We start from the raw sequence: 23,211 nt of genomic DNA, 5'->3' as shown, positions 1-23,211 counted from the left end.
GCGGCCAGGCGCTCAATGCCGGTGTCGATGATGCACATCCGGAAAGTGCGCATGGCTATGCCTGAGCGGGCTGTGCACATGCACATGGCTGTGAGGCTCTTTCGGGTCCCATTCAAAGGCATGTTCATGCTGATGATGTTCGTCATGCACATGCCGATGGCCGTGTTCCGTGGCTTCGTGCTGATGTTCGTGGGCGTGGCGTTCGGTCAGGTGCAGCCACACGCCTGCCGCCATTAATGCCGAGGCGATCCAGAACGTGTTCGATACCGACTCGCCCAGCGCCAGAACGGCCAGGACCGCTCCGAGGAAGGGGGCGGTGGAGAAGTAGGCCCCCGTGCGCGCGCTGCCCAGGCCGCGCAACGCCAGTACAAACAGCACCAGGCTGATGCCGTAGCCGAGCAAGCCCACCAGCAGGATCGGCGCCAACTGTGTGGCCGCCGGCCATTGTGCGCCGAGGTAAACGGCCAGGGCAGTATTCACCAGGCCGGCGATCAGGCCTTTGATGCCGGCGATAAACACCGCATCGGAGGCAGAGACCTTGCGCGTCAGGTTGTTATCGATGCCCCAGCACAGGCAGGCCAGCGCGACCGCCAGCGGCCCGCTCCAGTCGTGACCGGCGCCGACGCCGTCGGACCACGACAACACCAAGCCGCCCAGCACAATCGCGATCATCCCCAGCACGATACGGCGGTCGGCGTTCTCTCGGAACACGAGCCAGGCGATCAGGGCGGTAAGTACCGATTCCAGGTTGAGCAGCAGTGAAGCGGTCGCGCCTGCGGTGCGGATCAAACCATACATGAGGGCAACGGGGCCGAGGATGCCGCCGAAGAGGATGGCGCCCAGCAGCCAGGGCCATTCAAGGGGCTTCAGCCCGCTGGGCCGCCAGCCGCGATCGCGGATCAGGCGTACCACGCCGAGGCCGAGGCCGCTGCCGAGGTACAGCAAACCGGCCAGCAGGAGGGGCGAGAGGCCCATGCCGAAATGTTTCGCGAGCGGGGTGCTGGCACCGAACAGGGCGGCGGCGCAGAGGGCGTAAACGATACTGAGGTTCATGGGCCATCCTCGAAAGGTCGGCCCATGATACGTCGCGGGCGTGGGCGAGCGCCCGGGCGATTTAGTGCGCGGTTTTCAGCTTGACCACATCACCGGAGATCTTGGTGGTGTAGCCGCTGAGCACCCAGGCCCAGAACCATTTTTCCTGCACTTGGGTATTGATCAGCGCGTCGCCGCCTTTAGCCTGGATGGCGGCTTGCTGCGCGCGCACGAAACGGCTGTTCTGACCGATCGGGATCAGGCCGAACAACATGATGCCGGTGGCGCTGGCTTCGCTGTGACCGAGCACGGTGTATTGGCTGCTGTCGTACTGTGGGGATTTGATGGCGGTGCCGGTGCAGCCGGCCAGGGTGAAACCGAGTACTGCTGCTGCAACCACTTTGCTGACGTACTTCACTGTGTAACTCCATGAACTAAAGCCCAGGATTCAATTCCTGGGGGCGCGTACTGTAATCGCTGCTCTGACGAATTGAAACGAATCTGGACGATTAGGCTCGCTCACGCCGCGCTGGCTAAACATGCAGCCACGCCAACCCGCCCAGCACCATGGCCACGCCTGCGGCCGTATAAGAAAGCCGCTTCAACCATTCCTTCCTCGTCAACAAAGTAATTGCCGCCAACGAAATCGCGATCTGAATCGCAGTCATCGCCTGGGCCCAGCGGTGGTGCCGATGCAGCGCCTGTTCGGATTTTTCATCCCACTCCCGTGAAGTGGCTTCAAGCTTTTCTGCCTGTTGGCGCACGGCCTCCTTCTGGTTTTTGTAGCGTTCGATCTCTTCCCGGTAATGCGCGGCATCCACGCCGGGGATATGGGTGGCCAGCTCCGCCAGGTTTTGTCGGCTGGACTTGGCCTGGTAGTAATTCCACTGGTTGGCGGCTTCGGTCTTGATGATCGCGGCGTTGTTCTTGTCCATCGCCGCTTCACTCTCGGTGGAACCGGCCTGGTAGCTGAGCATGGCGCCGAGGGTGGCCATCAACGCGGTCATCACGGCGATGCGACTGGCGAAACTATCCCCGCGGGCGTGGGCATGTTCGGTGGTGTGTTCGATATGTTTTTCGTGGGGGCTGGGGACTTCGAAGGCTTCGGACATGGCGGCGTCTGTGAACGGCGTGAGGGATACTGATTCTTCACCAGCCAAGCTGTCGCGATCCTGTACGCGACGCGGGATCAACCACGCCCTAAAGGTTGCCCGCGTGTCGGTGTCACCGTTATTGTGCTGAACCCTTTTAGTCGTTCTCCCAAGGATCCGTTGTGATGAATGCACCGCGTACCGCTGTCCCGATCAAGGCCGTGATTTTCGATATGGACGGGTTATTGCTGGATACCGAAGGCATCTACACCGAAGTGACGCAGATTATCGCCGAACGCTACGGCCGCACCTACGACTGGGGTATCAAGCAGCACATCATCGGGCGTGGGGCTCGGGACCTGGCTGAATACGTGGTCAAGGCGCTGGAACTGCCGATCACTCCGGCCGAGTTTCTGCAGATCCGCGAACCGCTGATGAGCGAGCGTTTCCCCAAGGCCCTTGGCATGCCCGGCGCTGAGGCTTTGGTGCGGCACTTGAAAGCGCACAACATCCCGATTGCCGTGGGCACCAGCTCGTCGCGCAATTCGTTCGGCCACAAGACCACCTTGCACCGCGAGTGGTTTGCGTTGTTCGACACCATCGTCACGGCGGACGACCCGGAAGTCGGCGCGGCCAAGCCCGCGCCGGACATCTTCCTCACTGCCGCGCGCCGCCTGGGTGTCGACCCCAAAGATTGCCTGGTGTTCGAAGATTCGCCGTTCGGCGTGACCGCTGCCAAGGCCGCCCAGATGACTGCCATCGCCGTGCCCGATGAAGCCATGGTCGACAGCAAGTACCACCACGCCGACCAGATCATCCGCAAGCTCGCGGACTTTGATCTGGCGGCCTATGGCTTACCGCCGATGACCTGAATCGAACACGGTCAACAGGTGAGAGGGGCAAGCCCCTCCTGCACTGGGTCAGGCGCTGAAGCCACCGTCGATGGTGAGGCTCGCGCCTGTGATATACCCCGCTTCCGGCCCCGCCAGATACGCCACAAAACTGGCGATCTCCTCCACATGTCCGTACCGCCCAATGGCCATCAAGCCGATCAGGCTCTCGGCAAAGTCGCTGTTGGCCGGGTTCATGTCGGTGTCCACCGGCCCAGGCTGCACGTTGTTAATGGTGATGCCACGCGGCCCCAGGTCTCGTGCCAGGCCCTTGGTCAAACCGACCAGCGCGGCTTTGCTCATGGCATACGGCCCACCGCCACCGAAGGGCATGCGCTCGGCGTTGGTGCTGCCGATATTGATCACGCGGCCGCCTTCGCTCATGTGCTTGGCGGCTTCCTGGGTGGCGATGAATACGCTGCGCACGTTGATCGCGAGGGTCTGGTCGAAGTCTTCCAGCGTGAAGTCTTCCAGCGGGGCGATGGCCAGCACGCCGGCGTTGTTCACCAGAATATCCAGACGGCCGAATGCCTCGACGGTGGCGGTGACCGCGTTGCGGATCGCGGCGGCATCGGCGCTGTCGGCGTGAATGGCCAGGGCTTGGCCGCCGGCGTTGATCACGCTGTTCTGCAAAGCCTCAGCCTTGGCCGCCGAGCTGACGTAAGTAAAGGCCACGGCAGCGCCTTGGGCGGCCAGGCGCTGGACGATCGCGGCGCCGATGCCGCGCGAGCCGCCTTGGATCAAGGCGACTTTGCCGTTCAGGGTGTGTGCAGTCATGTCGATCTCCTGTCTGTTCAAGGCGGTATGCCTTGTGGTTGCAGCCGAGTATCGACCTCGCTCGCTCAGGCCGGTAGACCGTGATTGCTATAGTCTGTGTAAACCAGAAGTTTAGAGTGGGGCGATATGGAAAGCTTTGGCAGTATCGAATGCTTTGTGCGCAGCGCCGAAGGCGGCAGCTTTGCCGAGGCTGCGCGGCACTTGAGCCTGACCCCTGCGGCGGTGGGCAAAAGCGTGGCCAAGCTTGAAGCGCGCCTCGGTGTGCGTCTGTTTCAGCGCAGCACGCGGCGCCTGACCCTCACCGAAGCCGGCAAGCTGTTCCTCGATGAAGTCAGCGGCAGCCTTATCACCATCCAGAACGCCGTAGCCAACCTGGCCAGCGCCGAAGGGCGGCCGGTGGGCACACTCAAGGTGAGCATGGGCACTGTGTTCGGCAATCGTTATGTGATGCCATTGTTGGCGCGATTCATCGAACGCTTTCCGGATATCAGCCCTGACTGGCACTTTGATAATCGCCAGGTAGACCTGATCGGCCAGGGCTTCGATGCGGCCATCGGTGGTGGCTTCGAACTGCCTCAGGGCGTGGTGGCGCGCAAACTGGCGCCAGCCCATCGAGTGTTGGTGGCGTCGCCGGGTTACCTGGCCACACGCCCGCTGGTGCGAGGGCCCGAAGACCTGGGGCGCTGCCTGGGCATCCTGATCCGCTCGCCGCAAACCGGCCGCGTGCGCACCTGGCAGTTGACCGGTCCCGAGCGTGAACAGCGCCCCCTCACACTCAAACCGCGCATGACCCTGAGCGACTCCGAAGCCGCCTGCTGCGCCAGCGCCCAGGGCCTGGGCATTGCGCTGGTGAGCATGCCCATGGCGGTGCCGTTTCTGGACAGTGGCGCGGTGGTGCGGGTGCTGCCTGAGTGGTATGTGGACGATGGCAATATTTCCATCTACTACGCCGAGCACAAGCTGCTGCCCGGCAAAACCCGGGCCTTTGTGGATTTCATCATCGAGCAGTTTGCTGAACTGCGTCTGGGGCAGCGGTTCAGCGCGGTTTAATCGAATCGTGGGCCTATCGCCCGAACATCCCCGGCCAGCCGATCACCTTCTTCGGCCTTGGCGTGGCATAGGTCCTGATCTTCGACGTCGACAACCCCAGTCGCACCAGCGATTCGGCAATAGTCACCGCCGCCGTTACGCCGTCCACCACCGGCACGCCGGTGCGCTGGCGAATCTGCTCATCCAGCCCGGCCATCCCGCCGCAGCCGAGGCAGATTACCTCGGCCTTGTCGTCGTGGATGGCCCGCTCGGCCTGGCGCACGATGGCCTCCATGGCGGCCAATGGGTCTTCTTCCAGTTCCAGCACGGCCATGCCGCTGGCGCGTACCGAGGCACAGCGCGCGTACAGGCCGGCCAGTTTCAGGCGGTCTTCGATCAATGGCACGGTGCGGTCCAGGGTGGTCACCACCGAGTACGCATGGCCAAGAAACATGGCAGTGCTGGCGGCCGCTTCGGTGATGTCCACCACCGGCACGTTGAGCAACTCCTGCAGGCCTTCGCGACCGTGTTCGCCGTAGCCGGCCTGGATGACCGCATCGAACGGCTGGTCATAGGCCATCACGCGGTCCATCACGGCGATGGCAGCCAGGTAGCTTTCGAAGTTGCCCTCCACCGATTCGGCGCCGAAATACGGGGTGAGCCCGACAATCTCGGTGCCCGGTGCCGCCACGGCCCGCGCCTGTTGGGCAATGGTTTCGGTGATGGAGGCGGTAGTGTTGACGTTGACCACGAGGATGCGCATGGGGTGTCCTTGATTAATGACTGACGTTATCGACTGCAATGCTTTCGCCGCTGACATCGGCATAGAAAGGCTGGCGCTTGGCGATCAGCCGGTACAGCAGCCCTGCAATACCGGCGCCAAACAGCCAGGAAAACGGCGATACACTGGCGAACCCCGGCAGCAAGGCGAGCAGGATGGCGATCACTGCCGCCGGAATAAACGCCGCCACCGCGCGCAAGTTGACCCCACGGCTGTAGTAATAGGCGCCCAGCGGGTCTTCGCTGTAGAGCTGCGGCACGTTCACCTGGCTTTTACGGATCAGCCAGTAATCGACCATGATCACGCCATACAGCGGCCCCAGCAGAGCGCCCAGACCCGAGAGGAAGTACACGATCACCAGCGGGCTGTTGTAGAGGTTCCACGGCAGGATCAGCACCGCCACGGTGGCGCTGATCAGCCCGGCGCGGCGGAAATTCAGGTACTTGGGCGCCAGGTTGCTCAGCACAAAGGCCGGCGCGACGAAGTTGGCCATGATATTCACCGCCACCGTCACGATCATGAAGGCCAGGCAACCGAGCACCAGGAACAGGGTGTTGGGGATCGCCGCGATGATCTCGGTGGGGCTCTCGATCACTCGACCATTGAGCTGGAACTGCCCGCCGCACAGCAGTACGGTGATGGCGGCGAACACCAGGATATTCACCGGCAGGCCCCAGAAGTTGCCGACCACGATGGTCCTGCGGCACGGCGAAGACCGCGCGAAATCGCAGAAATTGAGAATCAGCGTGCCGTAGATCGACAGCCACAGTGCGCCGCCGGCAAAGATATTGCGCCACATCTCACCGCCGCTCAGGGGCTCGCGGACCGACCAGGCAATATGGCCGTCCACCTGGAAGTACATCCAGCCGGCCAGGGCGGCCATGGTCAGCAGAATCACCGGGCCGGCAAACCCTTCATAGCGCCGCACCATTTCCATGCCATAGGCCAGGATCACCAGTTGCACGAACCAGATCGCCACGAAACATACCCAGCCCAGGGTCGACAGGCCGAGGATCGAGTTGTGGTCGTAATCGGCAAAGCCTGGATGAATCGCTGTCAGCAGCACGCGGAAAACCACCGAAGCCAGGTAGGTCTGGATACCGAACCAGGCAATCGCGATCACCGCACGGATCAACGCCGGTATCTGCGCCCCATGGATACCGAAGCTGATGCGGCTGATCACGGGAAACGGCACGCCGGTTTTTTGCCCCATGTACCCCGACAGGTTCATGAAGAAGTACACCAGCGCCGCACCGATCCCCAGGGACAGCAGTATCTGCCAGCCGCCCAGGCCCAGGGCGTATAGGCCGATGGCGAATGAATAGTTAGCGATGTTGTGCACGTCGTTGGTCCACAGCGCAAAGATGCTGTAGCGCCCCCAGCGGCGGCCTTCCACCTTGGTCGGCGCCAGGTCCTTGTTGTGCAGGCGCGGGCTCAGCACCAGCGGGCCAGGGCTCATGGCCTGATGGTTCACGGCGCAGGAGGGCAGATCCAGTGCGATGTCATTCGAGAGGCTTGTACGCATTCCGGCAGGCTCCAAGGCATCTGCAGCAAAGCCGCGGATGGCAAACTGTATGTAGGTTTTGTATTTATTGTATACAAAGCGCTTTTCACCTTAAGCCACATGCGTGCCAGTTTTGGATCTATCAAAACTGTGGGTAATTTCGTTTTTATAGGCGGGATAAATAACTATCTGAATTCAAAGCGATATAAATTGACCGTTTGAACAGCTATTTATTTTTCTGTTGAGGCAGGGCTATTCGCCAGTACGCAGGATGATGCGGAATCGGTGTTACGTTATGGTGCGGATTTCTGAGAATTGCACACATAAATGGCACCTATGGTTACAAATGTGTGTACATCAAAAGGTTAAACTCAAAACAAATGTGGGAGGGGCTTGCCCCCGATAGCGCAGTGTCAGACAGCGCTAAGCTGGCTGATCCACCGTTATCGGGGGCAAGCCCCCTCCCACCTATTTAACTGCGTCAGCCCTTAGGCTTTGCTGATGATATTCCCGGCGTGCAGCCCGCATTCTTTCTGCGTGGCTTCTTCCCACCACCAACGGCCTTCGCGTTCGTGTTGGTTCGGTAACACCGGGCGGGTGCATGGCTCGCAGCCGATGCTGATAAAGCCGCGTTCGTGCAGGCTGTTGTAAGGCAGCTCCAGCATGCGGATGTAGCCCCAGATTTCTTCGCTGCTCATCTGCGCCAGCGGGTTGAACTTGTACAAGGTGCGTTCCGGGGTGGAAAACGCTGTGTCGATTTCCAGCACCGCCACCTGGCTGCGAGTGCCGGGGCTCTGGTCGCGGCGTTGGCCGGTGGCCCAGGCGCTGACGCCGGCGAGTTTGCGGCGCAACGGCTCGATCTTGCGGATACCGCAGCACTCGCCGTGACCGTCCTTATAGAAGCTGAACAGCCCCTTTTCCTTGACGAAAGGTTCCAGCTTGCTCTGGTCGGGCGAGATCAGTTCGATGTCGATCTTGTAGAACTCACGGACCTGTTCGATAAACCGGTAGGTCTCCGGATGGAGGCGACCGGTGTCGAGGCTGAACACCTTGACGTTTTTGTTCAGCTTCCAGGCCATGTCCACCAGCACCACATCCTCGGCACCGCTGAAAGAGATCCACAGGTCGTCGCCGAACTGGCTGAACGCCAGTTTGAGGATGTCCTGGGCGGATTTGTTGGCGTAAGTCGCGGCGAGTCCAACGACGTCGAAGGCTTGGTTCATCAGCACGGTTCCTGCAGGTCAGTGGCGCTGAGCGCTCTATAGGTGGGCGATGGTACCAAAAACCGTCCTGCGTTGCGGCCACGGGCTTGAATCGCTAGAGTTCGGCAGTCCTTTTGTTCGCTCAACCAATAACACCAATATGGAGTGTCTCGTGGAAATCGCCTGCCTTGACCTGGAAGGGGTGCTGGTGCCGGAAATCTGGATCGCCTTCGCCGAAAAAACCGGCATCGAATCCCTGCGGGCCACCACCCGGGACATTCCCGACTACGATGTGCTGATGAAACAGCGCCTGCGCATTCTCGACGAACACGGCCTGAAACTCGCCGATATCCAGGCAGTGATCGCCACCCTCAAACCGCTGGAGGGCGCCGTCGAGTTCGTCAACTGGCTGCGCGAACGCTTCCAGGTGGTGATCCTGTCCGACACCTTCTATGAATTTTCCCAGCCGCTGATGCGCCAGCTGGGTTTCCCGACCTTGCTGTGCCACCGCCTCATCACCGACGAGACCGATCGCGTGGTGAGCTACCAACTGCGCCAGAAAGACCCCAAGCGCCAATCGGTACTGGCCTTCAAGAGCCTGTACTACCGCGTGATCGCCGCCGGCGATTCCTACAACGACACCACTATGTTGGGCGAGGCTGACCAGGGGATTTTGTTCCATGCGCCGGACAATGTGATCCGCGAATTCCCGCAGTTTCCGGCGGTGCATACGTTCGAGGCGTTGAAGCAGGAATTTATCAAGGCGTCGAATCGGTCGTTGAGTCTTTAAAGCTTTCAGCGCGACTGAGGGCCCCATCGGTGCAAGCCCCGATGGGGCGCAAGTTAAGCCTGAGCCTCAATTGCCTGCCAGCAAGCTTTCGTAAGGAATGCGCAGGCCTTCATGTAGGCGTTTGATCATCGACAAGCTCAACTTGCGCTTGTGATTCAGCACTTCGGAAACACGCCCGCTCGTACCAATGAAAGGCTCAAGATCGCGGGCTGTCATGCCCAACTGCTCCATGCGGAATTTAATCGCTTCCACTGGATCCGACCCAGGCATCGGGAAGTGTTCGGCCTCGTATTTCTCGATCAAGATGGCCAGGATCTCCAGTTCATCACCTTCGGGCGAGCCGGCTTCTGCGCCCCATAGCTGCTCGACGCGTGCGAGCGCGGCGGTCAGATCTTCCTGACTATGAATGGGTTTGATGTTCATCAGATGGTCTCCGCATTGATCTGATCGTAGTGCGCATGGGTTCCCACGAAACGTATGAAGCCAAGTTGTCGCTGATAATCGATAGCCATGATCACTCGATACTTATTGCCGCCCACGTTAAATACAACTCTGCCACTCTTCAGAATGCTTGCTGTCCTGAGCTGTGCTTTCAGCGCTTGCGGTGTCGGATAAATGGCCTGTTCCATGTGGCGATACCATTCGGTGAGGGGGGCTTTTGCATCGGTATGAGCGGGATGGCTTTCCCAGAATGTTCGCAGGGTGGACCGCGCAATTATTCTCATCGCCGCATCCTCCCAATTTGGGAGATGATAGGTGCGGTCAAGGGGATATGCAAACGAGGAAATGATTTCTGGCAAGCAGACAGTCGCTTCATGTGGTCCTTCACAACCGGCGGTGGATAGTCGGATTTGGAACCTATCCTCCCCCTCGAACCCAGTCCAGCGCGGTTCTGATTCAGGCTTTTTCCAGTGGGGGAGGGCTTGCCCCCAGTCGACTCCCCAGCCTCTACAACCCTTCCAACGTCCGCAACAACACCGCCACCTTCGTCAACGACTCCTGATACTCCGCCTCCCACTGCGAGTCCGCCACGATCCCGCCGCCGCCCCAGCAGCACACTTGCCCGTCCTTGACCAACAGGCTGCGGATGGCAATCGAGCTGTCCATCTCGCCGCGTACGTCCAGGTACATCAGCGAGCCGCAGTACAGGCCGCGCCGGGTCGGTTCCAGTTCATCGATGATCTGCATGGCGCGGATTTTCGGCGCGCCGGTGATGGAGCCGCCGGGGAAGCTGCCAGCGATCAGGTCCAGGGCGTCCTTGTCGTCGGCGAGGGTGCCGATGACGCTGCTCACCAGGTGGTGCACGTTGGGGTAGCTTTCCAGGCTGAACAGCTGCGGCACGCTGACCGAACCGGTGCGGCAAGTACGGCCCAGGTCGTTGCGCAGCAGGTCGACGATCATCAGGTTTTCCGCGCGATCCTTGGGGCTGGCCAGCAGCTCCGCGGCGTGGGCGGCGTCTTCTTCGGGTGTGTGGCCGCGCGGGCGGGTGCCTTTGATCGGGCGGGTTTCGACCCGGCGCTCGCTGATGTGCACGAAACGTTCCGGCGACAGGCTGAGAACCGCGCCCTGGTCGGGCAGGCTCTGGAACCCGGAAAACGGTGTCGGGCAGGCTTCGCGCAACGCGCAGTAAGCGGCCCAGGGATCGCCGCTGCAGGGGGCGCGAAAGCGTTGGGCGAAGTTGACCTGATAGCAGTCGCCGGCCTGGATATAGTCCTGGATGCGCACGATGGCCTGGCGGTACGCCTGCGCCGTGATATCCGGCGTCATCGGCCCCTGGAGCCCGAAGGTGGCCGAAGTGGCGACGGGCGCTTGAGTGAACTGCGCCATCAACCGTTGCCGTTCGCTGTCGATCAGGGCCGGATGAAACACCAATTGGCTGGTCTGCGCCAGGTGATCACTGACCAGCGCCCAGGCATACAGGCCCAAGCGTGCATCCGGCAGATGCAGATCGTCTATCGCCAGGGTCGGCATCTGCTCCAGATGCCGGCCGAAGTCGTAACTCAAATAGCCGATCAAACCGCCGGCGAACGGCAGGTCATATCCTACCGGCAGGTCGGCCTTACCCAACTGCGTAAGGTTTTCCCGCAGGCGTTGCAGGAAATGCTCACCGCTTTCGTCAGGCGATACCGTCAACGTGGTTTCCGGCCAGGCGCTGAGCAGGTCATAGCGGCCGCGGTCGGCCGTCGGGCGGCCGCTGTCGAGCAGCACCGCGCCGGGGGCGTGGCGAATCGCCGCGAAATACTCAGCGGGGTTGGCCCGGTAGGGCAGCGGATAAACGGTGCAGGTCGACATGCGGGGTGGATCAGCCAGGACGCGGGGGAGGGGATTGTAGTCCCCTGTAGGATTTGCTCCTAGAGGGGATGTCGGGGATAGACAGTTCGAAGGCCGGATCAGCCTTCAACGGGCGGAATATGGCCGAACATCGCCTGCACGAACTTCACCCGCTCTTCCACGGTTTCCGTCACGCCGGCAGCCTTCAGTTCTTCCAGCCGCGCCTCTACCGCATGGGTACGCAAGGTCAGGCCGCAGTCGTTGGCGATCTGGATATTCAGCCCCGGCCGTGCATTCAGCTCCAGGATCAGCGGGCCTTTTTCCTGGTCGAGCACCATGTCCACGCCGATATAGCCCAGCCCGCACAGTTCATAGCAGCCCGCCGCGAGCTTCATGAAGCCGTCCCAGTTGGGCAATTGCACGCCGTCCACCGCGTTGGTAGTGTCGGGGTGTTTGGTAATGATGTTGTTCAGCCAGGTGCCGCGCAGGGTCAGGCCGGTGGCCAGGTCGACGCCCACGCCGATTGCGCCCTGGTGCAGGTTGGCCTTGCCGCCGGACTGCCGGGTCGGCAGGCGCAGCATGGCCATCACCGGGTAACCCATCAGCACGATGATGCGGATGTCCGGCACGCCTTCGTAACTGATGCTTTTGAAGATCTGGTCGGGCACCACGCGGTATTCGATCAGCGCGCGGTCGCGGTGGCCGCCCAGGGAGTACAGCCCGGTGAGAATGCTGGAAATCTGATGTTCGATCTCCTCGTGGCTGATGATCTTGCCGGACACCGTGCGGTAGCGCCCTTCAAAGCGGTCGGCCACCACCAGGATGCCGTCACCGCCGGCGCCCTGGGCCGGCTTGATCACGAAATCGCTGCGCCCGCCGATGATCTCGTCGAGCTTGTCGATTTCCTTTTCGGTGGAGATCACCCCGTACATTTCCGGCACATGAATGCCGGCCGCCAGCGCCCGTTCCTTGGTGATGATCTTGTCATCCACGATCGGGTAGAGGCTGCGCTTGTTGTACTTGAGCACGTAGTCGGCGTTACGCCGGTTGATGCCCATGATCCCCCGCGCCTCCAGGGCTTTCCAGGTCTTCCAGAAGCCGAACATTACGAATCAGCCTTGAGGAAGGCCTTGAACCGCACCAGTTCGGTCAGGCGATAGCCGCGATAACGACCCATGGCCAGCATGAAGCCCACCAGGATCAGCAGGATCGCCGGGAAGGTGAACACAAAGTAGATCAGCTCCGGCACGCTCATGATGATGTGTGCCAGGGACGCAGCGAACAGCGTACCGATCGCCACTTTCAGGGCATGGCTGGCGCCGCGTTCTTCCCAGGTAATCGACAGGCGTTCAATGGTCATGGTCAGGATCACCATCGGGAACAGCGCCACCGACAAGCCGCGCTCCAGCCCCAACTTATGGCTGAACAGGCTGATCGCGGCGATCAACACCACCACAAACGTCAGCACCACCGACAACCTCGGCAGCATCTGCAGTTTCAAGTGTTCCAGGTACGAGCGCAGGGACAGCCCCAGCGCGGTGATGATGGTGAACAACACAATCCCGAAGCCCAGCTGTGTTTCACGGAACGCCAGGGCGATCAGCACCGGGGTGAAGGTGCCCAGGGTCTGCAGGCCGATCAGGTTGCGCAGGATCAGGATCACCAGCACGCCGATCGGGATCATCACCATGATCATGAAGGTCTGCTGGGTCTGCAGCGGCAGGCCGTACAGCGAGTATTCGAGGAAATTGGCGTCGGTGTTTTCGTCGGTCAGCTTGGCCAGGCGAATCGCGTTCATTTCGCTGTTGTTGAGGCTGAAGGTGACCATGGCTTTCTTGCCGCCATCGACGGTGATCAGGTTTTCATCGCCGGTCCACCACAGCAGGCGGTCGGCGGGCAGGCCCGGTTCGCCGGTTTCCGGGTTGAAGTACAGCCAGTCGTTGCCATTGAAGCTGCGCAGCCACAGTTCCGGGGTTTGCGGTTGGTCGGCGACCAGGCGGATGGTGTGGACTTTTTCCACCGGCACGTGGGCGATGGACAGCAGCAACTCGACGATCTTGGCTTTGTGCGGCGTCGAGGGGTCGCCCGCCAGCAGCAGCTTCACATTGTCATCGTTGAGGTTATTGGTGCGCTTGATGGCTTCGGTGATAAAGGTCTCGACGTCGGCCGAGTGCTGGCGGATCGGCGCCAGCAGGGCTTCGGCGGCGATTTTTTCCGGGCCTTCCACGGCGATGCTGTCACGGAAGGTCGGGCCCTTGATCTTGGCTTTTTCGCCGCTGTAGCGCTTGGTCAGCACCAGGCGGTAATACAGGGTCTGGTTGCCCTTGGCCCGGCGCGCCGACCAGGTGACCTTGCGATTGCCGTCGATGCGGTTGACGCTCACCCCGTAGTTATTGGAGATGAAGCTCTCGTTGAGGCTGACGAAGTCACGGCTCAACGGCGGCACGAACATCTGGATCTTGACCGGGTCCTTGGGGCTGGCGACGAACTCGACCTTGGCGTCGATGTTCCACAGGTCATCCGTGGCGTCCTCGGTCACGGGGATCCCCAGCACGAAGATCTGGTAGGCGGTGACCGAAATGCCCAGCACCACCAGAAGGGTGATGAGGATTTTCAGGTGCAGGGTCAGAGAGCGCATTCGGTTTACTCGGCGGTATGAGCGTCGGCGGCGCAGGCAGGTTTGCCTGCTGCATATTTAAGACTGGGGTCGACCAGCGCATCAAAGCGTTTGAGCGCTTCGGAGCCGATCAGCAGCGGATATTGGAAAGCGCTGCGGTCAGTCAAGTTCACTTCTATGCTGCGTAAAGCGCTGCCCATGCAGATATCCAGGGCAATCACCGGGCGGGCGGTGTAGTTCTTGTCCTCATCGGGGTCGTAGTCACCGGCGCGGCGCTTGATCTTGCTGACGCGGGCCAGGGGGCGTTCGATGGGGTGGGAATGGGCGGTGTCGATGGCCAGGTAGAAGCGCACCCAGGATTCGCCGTTGCGTTTGAAACGCTTGATATCGCGGGCGCTGAGGGAGGCGGTCTTGGCACCGGTGTCCAATTTGGCGGCGACTTCCAGGTCGATACCGGCCAATTGGGCATATTCGTTGAGGCCATACACGGTCTTCTCGGCGGCGGCGCCGAGGCTCGGGATGGACAACAGGCAAAACATTAGGGGGAGGGGCTTGAGTCTCATAGATCCTGACGCGGTGCAGTGCGATGTTCATTCATGGCGACTGGCATGACTGCGCAATCTCTGGTGCGCCGTTTCATCAAGCGATGTCAGGCAAAGGCGGCGGGCATTCTAGCATGATGCTTTTCTGGCGCCAGCGCTGGCAGCCGGCCATGCTCCTAAGCGACGCGTCGAGGTTATTAGACGATTGTCGACAATATGCATTTATTCTTTGACTAAGCGTGATTGATTGGCTAGTTTTTGCCGCATTGGTTTTCAAGGTGTCGACAATATGCCGGTTCAATCAGAACTTCCGACGGTGGCGTCAGACGAGTCCCAAACGATGTCGGAGAACGTCTTTCGGCGGATCCAGGCAGCCATCGTCAAAGGTGAGATCGCCCCCGGCAGCAAGATTTCCGAACCGGAGCTGGCGCGCACCTACGGCATCAGCCGTGGCCCGCTGCGTGAAGCGATCCACCGCCTGGAAGGCCAGCGCCTGCTGGTGCGGGTGCCGCACGTAGGCGCGCGGGTGGTTTCGCTCAGCCATGCCGAGCTGATCGAACTGTACGAAATCCGCGAATCCCTGGAAGGCATGGCCTGTCGCCTGGCCGCCGAGCGCATGACCGACGCCGAGATTGAAGAGCTGCGCCAGGTGCTGCACACCCATGAGCGGGACGCGGCGTTCCAGGCCGGTGTCGGCTACTACCAGCAGGAAGGCGACTTCGACTTTCATTACCGCATCATTCAAGGCGCGGGCAACCGCACGCTTACCCAGATGCTCTGCGGCGAGCTGTACCAGTTGGTGCGCATGTACCGCATCCAGTTCTCCACCACGCCCAACCGTCCCCGCCAGGCGTTTGCCGAGCATCACCGCATTCTTGATGCGATTGCCGATCGCGACGGCGAACTGGCCGAGTTATTGATGCGCCGGCATATCGGCGCTTCCAAACGCAATATTGCCCGTCATTTCCCAGGCGGCGCCCCTGATAGAGGTGAGTCATGAGTTCGAACAACAAAAGCACACCCGGCCAGCGCTTCCGTGACGCGGTGGCCAGCGAGCACCCGTTGCAGGTCGTCGGCGCGATCAACGCCAACCATGCGCTGTTGGCCAAGCGCGCCGGCTTCAAGGCCATCTATCTCTCGGGTGGCGGGGTGGCCGCCGGTTCCCTCGGCGTGCCGGACCTGGGTATCACCGGGCTGGACGACGTACTGACCGACGTGCGGCGCATCACCGACGTGTGCGATTTGCCGCTGTTGGTGGATGTGGACACCGGCTTCGGTTCCTCGGCCTTCAACGTGGCGCGCACGGTCAAGTCGATGATTAAGTTCGGCGCGGCCGCCATTCATATCGAAGACCAGGTGGGCGCCAAGCGCTGCGGCCATCGTCCGAACAAAGAAATCGTATCCCAGCAGGAAATGGTCGACCGCATCAAGGCCGCCGTGGACGCGCGCACCGATGACAGTTTCGTGATCATGGCGCGCACCGATGCCCTCGCCGTCGAAGGCCTGGAGTCCGCGCTGGAGCGTGCCGCCGCGTGCATCGAAGCCGGTGCCGACATGGTGTTCCCGGAAGCGATCACCGAGCTTGAGATGTACAAACTGTTCGCTGCGCGGGTAAAAGCGCCGATCCTGGCCAATATCACCGAATTCGGCTCGACCCCGTTGTACACCACCGAACAGTTGAAATCTGCGGATGTTTCCCTGGTGCTGTACCCGCTCTCGGCCTTTCGCGCCATGAACAAGGCCGCCGAAAACGTGTACACCGCGATCCGTCGCGACGGCACCCAACAGAACGTGATCGACACCATGCAAACGCGCATGGAGCTTTACGATCGCATCGACTACCACACCTTCGAGCAGAAGCTCGACGCGCTGTTCGCCGCCAAGAAATAAGCGCAGCGCCTCCCTGATAATTACAAAATTGGAGAAGAACCATGGCTGAAGCAAAAGTATTGAGTGGCGCCGGCCTGCGTGGCCAGGTGGCCGGGCAGACTGCACTGTCCACCGTGGGCCAGGCCGGTGCCGGCCTGACCTATCGCGGCTACGACGTGCGTGAATTGGCCGCCGACGCGCAATTCGAAGAAGTCGCCTACCTGCTGTTGTACGGCGAGTTGCCGAGCAAAACCGAATTGGCGGCCTACAGTGCCAAGCTGAGCACGTTGCGCGACCTGCCGCAGGCGCTCAAAGAAGTGCTCGAACGTATCCCCGCCGACGCCCACCCGATGGACGTGATGCGCACCGGTTGCTCGTTTCTGGGCAATATCGAGCCGGAAAAAGACTTCGGCGCCCAGCGCGATGTCACCGACCGCCTGCTCGCCGCATTCCCGGCGATCATGTGCTACTGGTATCGCTTCAGCCACGACGGTAAGCGCATCGACTGCGTGAGCGACGAGCCGAGCATCGGCGCTCACTTCCTGCATCTGCTGCACGGCAAGAAACCGAGCGAGTTGCATGAAAAAGTCATGAACGTATCGCTGATTCTCTACGCCGAACATGAATTCAACGCCTCGACGTTCACCGCGCGGGTCTGTGCCTCGACCTTGTCGGACCTGTATTCCTGCGTCACCGCCGCCATCGGTTCCCTACGCGGCCCGCTGCACGGCGGCGCCAACGAAGCGGCGATGGAGATGATCGAGCGCTTCGCCTCGGCCGAAGAAGCGGTGGAAGGCACCCTCGGCATGCTGGCGCGCAAGGACAAAATCATGGGCTTCGGCCACGCGATCTACAAAGACAGCGACCCGCGCAACGAAGTGATCAAGGGTTGGGCGAAAAAACTCGCCGATGAAGTAGGCGACACCGTGCTGTTCCCGGTCTCCGAAGCCATCGACAAAACCATGTGGGAACAGAAGAAACTGTTCCCCAACGCCGACTTCTACCATGCCTCGGCGTACCACTTCATGGGCATCCCGACCAAGCTGTTCACGCCGATCTTCGTGTGCTCGCGGCTCACAGGATGGGCGGCCCACGTATTTGAGCAGCGCGCCAACAACCGCATCATCCGTCCAAGCGCCGAGTACGTCGGCGTGGAGCAGCGCAAGTTCGTGCCAATCGAACGTCGCTGAATGGGAATACCGACGATCCCGAAGTGGAAACCGGACCCAGTGTGGGAGGGGCAAGCCCCCTCCCACATTTAAGTCGCATTTCAATTTTGGATCGGCGCAGGTCTTCCTTTTGCAATCACCGTGACCGAGTCCTGACGATGAACACTGAATTTCGCAAACCGCTCCCCGGCAGTCGCCTGGATTACTTCGACGCCCGTGCGGCGGTCGACGCCATCCGTCCCGGCGCCTATGCCACGCTGCCTTATACCTCTCGTGTACTCGCCGAGAACCTGGTGCGCCGTTGCGAGCCTGCCACCCTCAACGCCTCCCTGAGCCAGTTGATCGAGCGCAGGCGCGATCTGGATTTTCCGTGGTTTCCGGCGCGTGTGGTGTGTCATGACATTCTCGGCCAGACCGCACTGGTCGACCTCGCCGGCCTGCGCGATGCCATCGCCCTGCAAGGCGGTGATCCGGCGCAGGTCAATCCGGTGGTGCCGACACAGCTGATCGTCGACCACTCCCTGGCCGTCGAAGCCGGTGGCTCTGACCCGGACGCGTTCGAGAAAAACCGCGCCATCGAAGACCGTCGCAACGAAGACCGTTTCCACTTTATCGAATGGACCAAGAAAGCCTTCAAGAATGTCGACGTGATCCCACCGGGCAACGGCATCATGCACCAGATCAACCTGGAGAAAATGTCCCCGGTGATCCAGGTGCGCGACGGCGTGGCGTTCCCCGATACCTGCGTCGGCACCGACAGCCATACCCCGCATGTGGATGCCCTGGGCGTGATCGCCATCGGCGTCGGCGGCCTGGAAGCCGAAAGCGTGATGCTCGGCCGCGCGTCGTGGATGCGCCTGCCGGAAAGCGTGGGTGTGGAACTGACCGGCGAACTGCAGCCTGGCATCACCGCCACCGATATGGTGCTGGCGCTGACCGAGTTTCTGCGTCAACAAAAAGTGGTCGGCGCCTGGCTGGAATTCTTCGGTGAGGGCGCGTCCAAACTGACCCTCGGCGACCGCGCAACCATCTCCAACATGGCCCCGGAATACGGCGCCACGGCGGCGATGTTCTACATCGACCCACAGACCATTGCCTACCTCAAACTCACCGGCCGCGAAGACCAGCAGGTCGCGCTGGTCGAGCAATATGCTCGCCATACCGGGTTGTGGGCCGACGATCTCAAGGGCGCGCAATACGAGCGCGGCCTGACCTTCGACCTGTCCAGCGTGGTGCGCAACATGGCCGGCCCGAGCAACCCGCACGCCCGCGTCGCCACCCGCGACCTGGCCGCCAAAGGCATCAGCGGCCAATGGGACGAAGTGCCCGGCCAAATGCCCGACGGTGCGGTGATCATTGCCGCCATCACCAGCTGCACCAACACCAGCAACCCGCGCAACGTAATTGCCGCAGGCCTGTTGGCGCGCAACGCCAACAAACTGGGGCTCACGCGCAAGCCGTGGGTCAAGTCGTCCCTGGCGCCAGGCTCGAAAACCGTGGCGATGTACTTGGAAGAAGCCGGCCTGGGCCATGAACTGGAAAAACTCGGTTTTGGCGTGGTGGCGTTTGCCTGCACCACGTGCAATGGCATGTCCGGCGCGCTCGACCCAGCGATCCAGCAGGAAATCATCGACCGCGACCTGTATGCCACCGCCGTATTGTCGGGCAATCGTAACTTCGATGGGCGCATCCACCCGTACGCCAAGCAAGCCTTTCTCGCCTCGCCGCCGCTGGTGGTGGCGTATGCGATTGCCGGCACCATCCGTTTCGATATCGAGAAAGACGTGCTGGGCTTCGACGCCGACGGCAAGGAGATCCGCCTGCAGGACATCTGGCCAAGCGATGAGGAAATCGACGCGGTGGTTCAGGCGTCGGTCAAGCCGGAGCAGTTCCGCGCGGTGTATATCCCGATGTTCGCGATCCACGAGGACACCGGCCCGAAAGTCGCGCCGCTGTACGACTGGCGTCCGCAGAGCACCTATATCCGTCGTCCGCCGTACTGGGAAGGCGCGCTGGCCGGGGCGCGGCCGCTCAAGGGCATGCGGCCGCTGGCGGTGCTGCCGGACAACATCACCACCGACCACCTGTCGCCGTCCAACGCGATCATGCTCGACAGCGCCGCCGGTGAGTACCTGGCGAAAATGGGCCTGCCGGAGGTCGACTTCAACTCCTATGCCACTCACCGTGGCGACCACCTGACCGCGCAGCGCGCCACCTTCGCCAACCCGAAACTGTTCAACGAAATGGTGGTGGAAAACGGCAAGGTCAAGCAGGGTTCCCTGGCGCGCATCGAGCCGGAAGGCAAGGTCACGCGGATGTGGGAAGCCATCGAAACCTACATGGAGCGCAAACAGCCGCTGATCATCATCGCCGGCGCCGACTACGGCCAGGGCTCGTCCCGTGACTGGGCGGCCAAGGGCGTGCGCCTGGCCGGCGTGGAAGCAATTGCCGCCGAAGGGTTCGAGCGTATCCACCGCACCAATCTGGTGGGCATGGGTGTGTTGCCGCTGGAGTTCCTGCCGGGTACCAACCGGCACACCCTGCAGATCGACGGCAGTGAAACCTATGATGTGGTCGGCGAACGCACCCCGCGCGCGCAACTGACGTTGGTGATCAACCGCAAGAATGGCGCCCGTGTCGAAGTGCCGGTCACCTGCCGCCTGGACACCGCCGAAGAAGTGTCGATCTACGAGGCGGGCGGCGTATTGCAGCGTTTTGCCCAGGACTTCCTGGAATCGGCGACGACCGCCTGAGGAGGATGACCATGGCACACGCACCGCAAATCAAAATTCCCGCCACCTATATGCGTGGCGGCACCAGCAAGGGCGTTTTTTTCAGCCTCCAGGACCTGCCCGCGTCGGCGCAGGTGCCGGGTGCGGCACGCGACGCCTTGTTGTTGCGAGTGATCGGCAGCCCCGATCCCTACGACAAGCAAATCGACGGCATGGGCGGCGCCACGTCCAGCACCAGTAAGACGGTGATCCTGGCCAAGAGCACCCGCGCCGATCACGACGTGGATTACCTGTTCGGCCAGGTCTCCATCGACAAGCCCTTCGTGGACTGGAGCGGCAACTGCGGCAACCTGTCGGCGGCGGTGGGTTCGTTCGCCATCAGCGCCGGGCTGGTGGCCCCGGCCCGTGTGCCGCGCGATGGCGTGGCCGTGGTGCGCATCTGGCAGGCCAATATCGGCAAAACCATTATTGCCCACGTGCCGATCACCGATGGCGCGGTTCAGGAAACCGGCGACTTCGAATTGGACGGCGTGACCTTCCCGGCCGCCGAAGTGCAGTTGGAATTCATGGACCCGGCGGCGGACGAAGAGGGCGGCGGCGGCTCGATGTTCCCCACCGGCAACTTGGTGGACGAGCTGGAAGTGCCGGGCGTCGGCACGTTCAAGGCCACGCTGATCAACGCCGGCATCCCGACGATTTTTATCAACGCCGAAGACCTCGGTTACACCGGCACCGAACTGCAAGGCGCGATCAACAGCGACCCCAAGGCCCTGGCGATGTTCGAGACCGTGCGCGCCCATGGCGCTCTGCGCATGGGCTTGATCAAGCATCTGGACGAAGCCGCCCAGCGTCAGCACACGCCCAAGGTCGCGTTCGTGGCCAAACCCGCCGATTACGTGGCCTCCAGCGGTAAGTCAATCAAGGCCGGCGACGTGGATTTGCTGGTGCGCGCGCTGTCGATGGGCAAGTTGCACCACGCCATGATGGGGACGGCGGCGGTGGCGATCGGCACGGCGGCGGCGATTTCCGGGACGCTGGTCAACCTGGCGGCCGGTGGCATCGAGCGTAACGCCGTGCGCTTCGGGCATCCGTCCGGCACCTTGCGCGTGGGGGCCGAGGCCACCCAGGTGGACGGTGAATGGGTGGTGAAGAAGGCCATCATGAGCCGCAGTGCCCGGGTATTGATGGAAGGCTTCGTGCGCGTACCCGGGGGCTCCTTCTAAAGCGCAACACCAATCCTTGTGGAGAACTGCCATGAGCGCCAACGTCGACCAGAACAACCGTCCTGACTATGATCAGGTCCTGCAGGACATCGCCGATTACGTTCTCGATTATCGGATCGCATCCCAGGCCGCCCTGGACACCGCACGCCACTGTCTGATGGACACCCTCGGCTGCGGCCTGCTGGCCCTGCGTTTCCCCGAATGCACCAAGCATCTGGGGCCGACGGTGGAGGGCACGGTGGTGCCGTTCGGCGCGCGGGTGCCGGGTACTTCATTCCGGCTGGACCCGGTCAAGGCCGCGTGGGACATCGGCTGCCTCGTGCGCTGGCTCGACTACAACGACACCTGGCTCGCCGCCGAATGGGGCCACCCTTCGGATAACCTGGGCGCCATCCTCGCTGTGGCCGATCACCTCTCGCAAAAGCGCGTGGCCAATGGCGATGCGCCCTTGACCCTGCGCGCGGTGCTGGAGGCGATGATCATGGCCCATGAAATCCAGGGCGTGATAGCCCTGGAAAATTCGTTCAACCGTGTCGGCCTCGACCATGTGCTGCTGGTGAAAGTCGCCTCCACCGCGGTCAGCGCCAAACTGATGGGCGCCAATCGCGAGCAGTTACTGTCGGCGCTGTCCCATGCATTCGTTGACGGCCAGGCGTTGCGCACCTACCGCCACGCGCCGAATGCCGGTTCGCGCAAATCCTGGGCGGCGGGGGACGCTTCAAGTCGCGGCGTACGCCTGGCGGATATCGCGCTGCGTGGCGAAATGGGCATCCCGGGGGTGCTGAGTGCGCCGCAATGGGGTTTCTATGACGTACTGTTCAGCCACACCAACAAGGACTTGGCGCTCAAGCCCGAAGACCAGCGTGCATTCAGCTTGAGTCAGCCTTATGGCACTTATGTGATGGAGAACGTGCTGTTCAAGATTAGCTTTCCCGCCGAGTTCCACGCGCAGACCGCCTGCGAAGCGGCGGTGAGGTTGCATCCGCAGGTCAGGGACCGCCTGCACGAGATCGAACGCATCGTGATCACTACCCATGAGTCAGCGATTCGTATCATCTCCAAGGTCGGCCCCCTGGCCAACGCCGCCGACCGCGACCACTGCCTGCAATACATGACCGCCGTGCCCCTGGCGTTCGGCAACCTGGTGGCCGAGCACTACGAGGATACTTTCCATGCCGCGCACCCGATCATCGACGTGCTGCGCAACAAGATGGTCATCGTCGAGAACCCGCGCTACAGCCGTGAATACCTGGAGGCCGACAAGCGTTCGATTGCCAATGCGGTGCAAGTGTTCTTTACCGATGGCACTTGCACCGAAGAGGTGGCGGTGGAATATCCGATTGGTCATCGTCGCCGCCGGGCGCAGGGCATTCCATTGCTGGAAGACAAGTTCAAGGCCAACCTGGCCACGCGGTTTACCGCGCAGCGCAGTGCCGAGATTTTTGCGTTGTGCAAGGATCAGGCGAAGCTTGAAGCCACCCCGGTCAACCGTTTCGTGGACTTGTTCGTGATCTAGCAGGATGCGCCGAGCTAAACCTGTGGCAGGGGCGGTGCGACGATTCGACAAGCCTGCTCACCACAGCAAGCCCGTTCACTACAAGAACCTCATTTTCTCAGGCTATGTTTTCACCGAAGACATGCAGCCACCAACCCTAACCACGATGCGAAGCGAGCCGCTCTTGCTCTCGCTTT

General features: G+C 61.6%; 22 protein-coding genes. 9 read left to right on the top strand and 13 right to left on the bottom strand.

Going from position 1 to position 23,211, the window contains the following annotated elements; translation table 11 throughout:
- Positions 1-12 precede the first annotated feature (12 nt).
- The 3 genes from QRN10_RS18510 to QRN10_RS18500 all read right to left on the bottom strand — a co-directional run bounded on the left by QRN10_RS18510 (position 13) and on the right by QRN10_RS18500 (position 2,144).
- Complete coding sequence (locus QRN10_RS18510; protein ID WP_285428856.1) at positions 13-1,053, bottom strand: DMT family transporter; 1,041 nt, start codon at positions 1,051-1,053, stop codon at positions 13-15.
- A 61-nt stretch (positions 1,054-1,114) separates the two neighbouring features.
- A complete protein-coding gene (locus QRN10_RS18505; protein WP_181081685.1) occupies positions 1,115-1,450 on the bottom strand; it encodes a hypothetical protein in 336 nt (111 codons plus the stop codon).
- 115 nt (positions 1,451-1,565) lie between these two features.
- Positions 1,566-2,144 (bottom strand): DUF4337 domain-containing protein, encoded by a 579-nt coding sequence (locus QRN10_RS18500; RefSeq protein WP_181081684.1) that lies wholly within the window; start codon positions 2,142-2,144, stop codon positions 1,566-1,568.
- Between the two features lie 164 nt (positions 2,145-2,308).
- Between QRN10_RS18500 and QRN10_RS18495 the strand changes: the two genes are divergently transcribed.
- A complete protein-coding gene (locus QRN10_RS18495) occupies positions 2,309-2,995 on the top strand; it encodes an HAD-IA family hydrolase (protein ID WP_285428855.1) in 687 nt (228 codons plus the stop codon).
- A 48-nt stretch (positions 2,996-3,043) separates the two neighbouring features.
- Here the strand turns inward: QRN10_RS18495 and QRN10_RS18490 are convergent, their stop codons facing one another.
- Complete coding sequence (locus QRN10_RS18490; protein ID WP_181081682.1) at positions 3,044-3,790, bottom strand: 3-oxoacyl-ACP reductase family protein; 747 nt, start codon at positions 3,788-3,790, stop codon at positions 3,044-3,046.
- 126 nt (positions 3,791-3,916) lie between these two features.
- Between QRN10_RS18490 and QRN10_RS18485 the strand changes: the two genes are divergently transcribed.
- Positions 3,917-4,840: a LysR family transcriptional regulator gene (locus QRN10_RS18485; protein ID WP_285428854.1), complete on the top strand. Its 924-nt coding sequence runs from the start codon at positions 3,917-3,919 to the stop codon at positions 4,838-4,840.
- 13 nt (positions 4,841-4,853) lie between these two features.
- On the opposite strand, the gene QRN10_RS18480 is transcribed toward QRN10_RS18485, so the two are convergent.
- The 3 genes from QRN10_RS18480 to QRN10_RS18470 all read right to left on the bottom strand — a co-directional run bounded on the left by QRN10_RS18480 (position 4,854) and on the right by QRN10_RS18470 (position 8,327).
- Positions 4,854-5,582 (bottom strand): aspartate/glutamate racemase family protein, encoded by a 729-nt coding sequence (locus QRN10_RS18480; protein ID WP_181081680.1) that lies wholly within the window; start codon positions 5,580-5,582, stop codon positions 4,854-4,856.
- Between the two features lie 13 nt (positions 5,583-5,595).
- Positions 5,596-7,125, bottom strand: a complete 1,530-nt coding sequence (locus tag QRN10_RS18475) for an NCS1 family nucleobase:cation symporter-1 (protein WP_181081679.1) — start codon at positions 7,123-7,125, stop codon at positions 5,596-5,598.
- Positions 7,126-7,592: 467 nt separating this feature from the next.
- On the bottom strand, positions 7,593-8,327 hold the full coding sequence (locus QRN10_RS18470) for a phosphoadenylyl-sulfate reductase (protein WP_181081678.1): 735 nt from the start codon (positions 8,325-8,327) through the stop codon (positions 7,593-7,595).
- Positions 8,328-8,478: 151 nt separating this feature from the next.
- Between QRN10_RS18470 and thrH the strand changes: the two genes are divergently transcribed.
- Positions 8,479-9,096, top strand: coding sequence for a bifunctional phosphoserine phosphatase/homoserine phosphotransferase ThrH (thrH, locus tag QRN10_RS18465; RefSeq protein ID WP_266246347.1), 618 nt, complete (start codon positions 8,479-8,481; stop codon positions 9,094-9,096).
- A 66-nt stretch (positions 9,097-9,162) separates the two neighbouring features.
- On the opposite strand, the gene QRN10_RS18460 is transcribed toward thrH, so the two are convergent.
- From QRN10_RS18460 to rloA, 6 genes are all read right to left on the bottom strand, one after another.
- Entirely contained in the window at positions 9,163-9,519 is a 357-nt protein-coding gene (locus tag QRN10_RS18460) for a helix-turn-helix domain-containing protein (protein WP_040269126.1), read from the bottom strand.
- The gene (locus tag QRN10_RS18455; RefSeq protein WP_285428863.1) at positions 9,519-9,821 is read right to left on the bottom strand and encodes a type II toxin-antitoxin system HigB family toxin; all 303 of its coding nucleotides are present in this window, start codon (positions 9,819-9,821) and stop codon (positions 9,519-9,521) included. The genes QRN10_RS18460 and QRN10_RS18455 overlap by 1 nt, the downstream gene beginning before the upstream one ends.
- A gap of 223 nt (positions 9,822-10,044) precedes the next feature.
- The gene (gene pabB, locus QRN10_RS18450) at positions 10,045-11,388 is read right to left on the bottom strand and encodes an aminodeoxychorismate synthase component I (protein ID WP_285428853.1); all 1,344 of its coding nucleotides are present in this window, start codon (positions 11,386-11,388) and stop codon (positions 10,045-10,047) included.
- A gap of 98 nt (positions 11,389-11,486) precedes the next feature.
- Positions 11,487-12,473, bottom strand: coding sequence for an alpha-L-glutamate ligase-like protein (locus tag QRN10_RS18445; protein ID WP_034099736.1), 987 nt, complete (start codon positions 12,471-12,473; stop codon positions 11,487-11,489).
- On the bottom strand, positions 12,473-14,005 hold the full coding sequence (gene rloB / locus QRN10_RS18440; RefSeq protein WP_181081676.1) for an osmotic stress tolerance membrane protein RloB: 1,533 nt from the start codon (positions 14,003-14,005) through the stop codon (positions 12,473-12,475). Before rloB ends, QRN10_RS18445 begins: the two co-directional genes overlap by 1 nt.
- Before the next feature lie 5 nt (positions 14,006-14,010).
- Positions 14,011-14,547: a retropepsin-like aspartic peptidase RloA gene (gene rloA / locus QRN10_RS18435; protein WP_285428852.1), complete on the bottom strand. Its 537-nt coding sequence runs from the start codon at positions 14,545-14,547 to the stop codon at positions 14,011-14,013.
- Positions 14,548-14,815: 268 nt separating this feature from the next.
- On the opposite strand from rloA, the gene QRN10_RS18430 reads away from it, so the two are divergent.
- From QRN10_RS18430 to prpD, 6 genes are all read left to right on the top strand, one after another.
- Positions 14,816-15,526: a GntR family transcriptional regulator gene (locus QRN10_RS18430; RefSeq protein WP_181081674.1), complete on the top strand. Its 711-nt coding sequence runs from the start codon at positions 14,816-14,818 to the stop codon at positions 15,524-15,526.
- On the top strand, positions 15,523-16,416 hold the full coding sequence (gene prpB / locus QRN10_RS18425; RefSeq protein WP_122772418.1) for a methylisocitrate lyase: 894 nt from the start codon (positions 15,523-15,525) through the stop codon (positions 16,414-16,416). Before QRN10_RS18430 ends, prpB begins: the two co-directional genes overlap by 4 nt.
- A gap of 41 nt (positions 16,417-16,457) precedes the next feature.
- Positions 16,458-17,585, top strand: coding sequence for a bifunctional 2-methylcitrate synthase/citrate synthase (gene prpC, locus QRN10_RS18420; RefSeq protein WP_181081673.1), 1,128 nt, complete (start codon positions 16,458-16,460; stop codon positions 17,583-17,585).
- Positions 17,586-17,722: 137 nt separating this feature from the next.
- Positions 17,723-20,317 (top strand): Fe/S-dependent 2-methylisocitrate dehydratase AcnD, encoded by a 2,595-nt coding sequence (acnD, locus tag QRN10_RS18415; RefSeq protein WP_285428851.1) that lies wholly within the window; start codon positions 17,723-17,725, stop codon positions 20,315-20,317.
- A gap of 11 nt (positions 20,318-20,328) precedes the next feature.
- Positions 20,329-21,519: a 2-methylaconitate cis-trans isomerase PrpF gene (prpF, locus tag QRN10_RS18410; RefSeq protein WP_285428850.1), complete on the top strand. Its 1,191-nt coding sequence runs from the start codon at positions 20,329-20,331 to the stop codon at positions 21,517-21,519.
- Positions 21,520-21,550: 31 nt separating this feature from the next.
- A complete protein-coding gene (prpD, locus tag QRN10_RS18405) occupies positions 21,551-23,035 on the top strand; it encodes a 2-methylcitrate dehydratase (RefSeq protein ID WP_253508929.1) in 1,485 nt (494 codons plus the stop codon).
- Positions 23,036-23,211: the final 176 nt, after the last annotated feature.

Origin of the sequence: Pseudomonas sp. lyk4-R2A-8, from assembly GCF_030209095.1 — a bacterium.
In the GTDB taxonomy this organism is placed as follows: Bacteria; Pseudomonadota; Gammaproteobacteria; order Pseudomonadales; family Pseudomonadaceae; genus Aquipseudomonas; species Aquipseudomonas quebecensis.
This window is presented reverse-complemented; position numbering and strand designations above follow the sequence as displayed.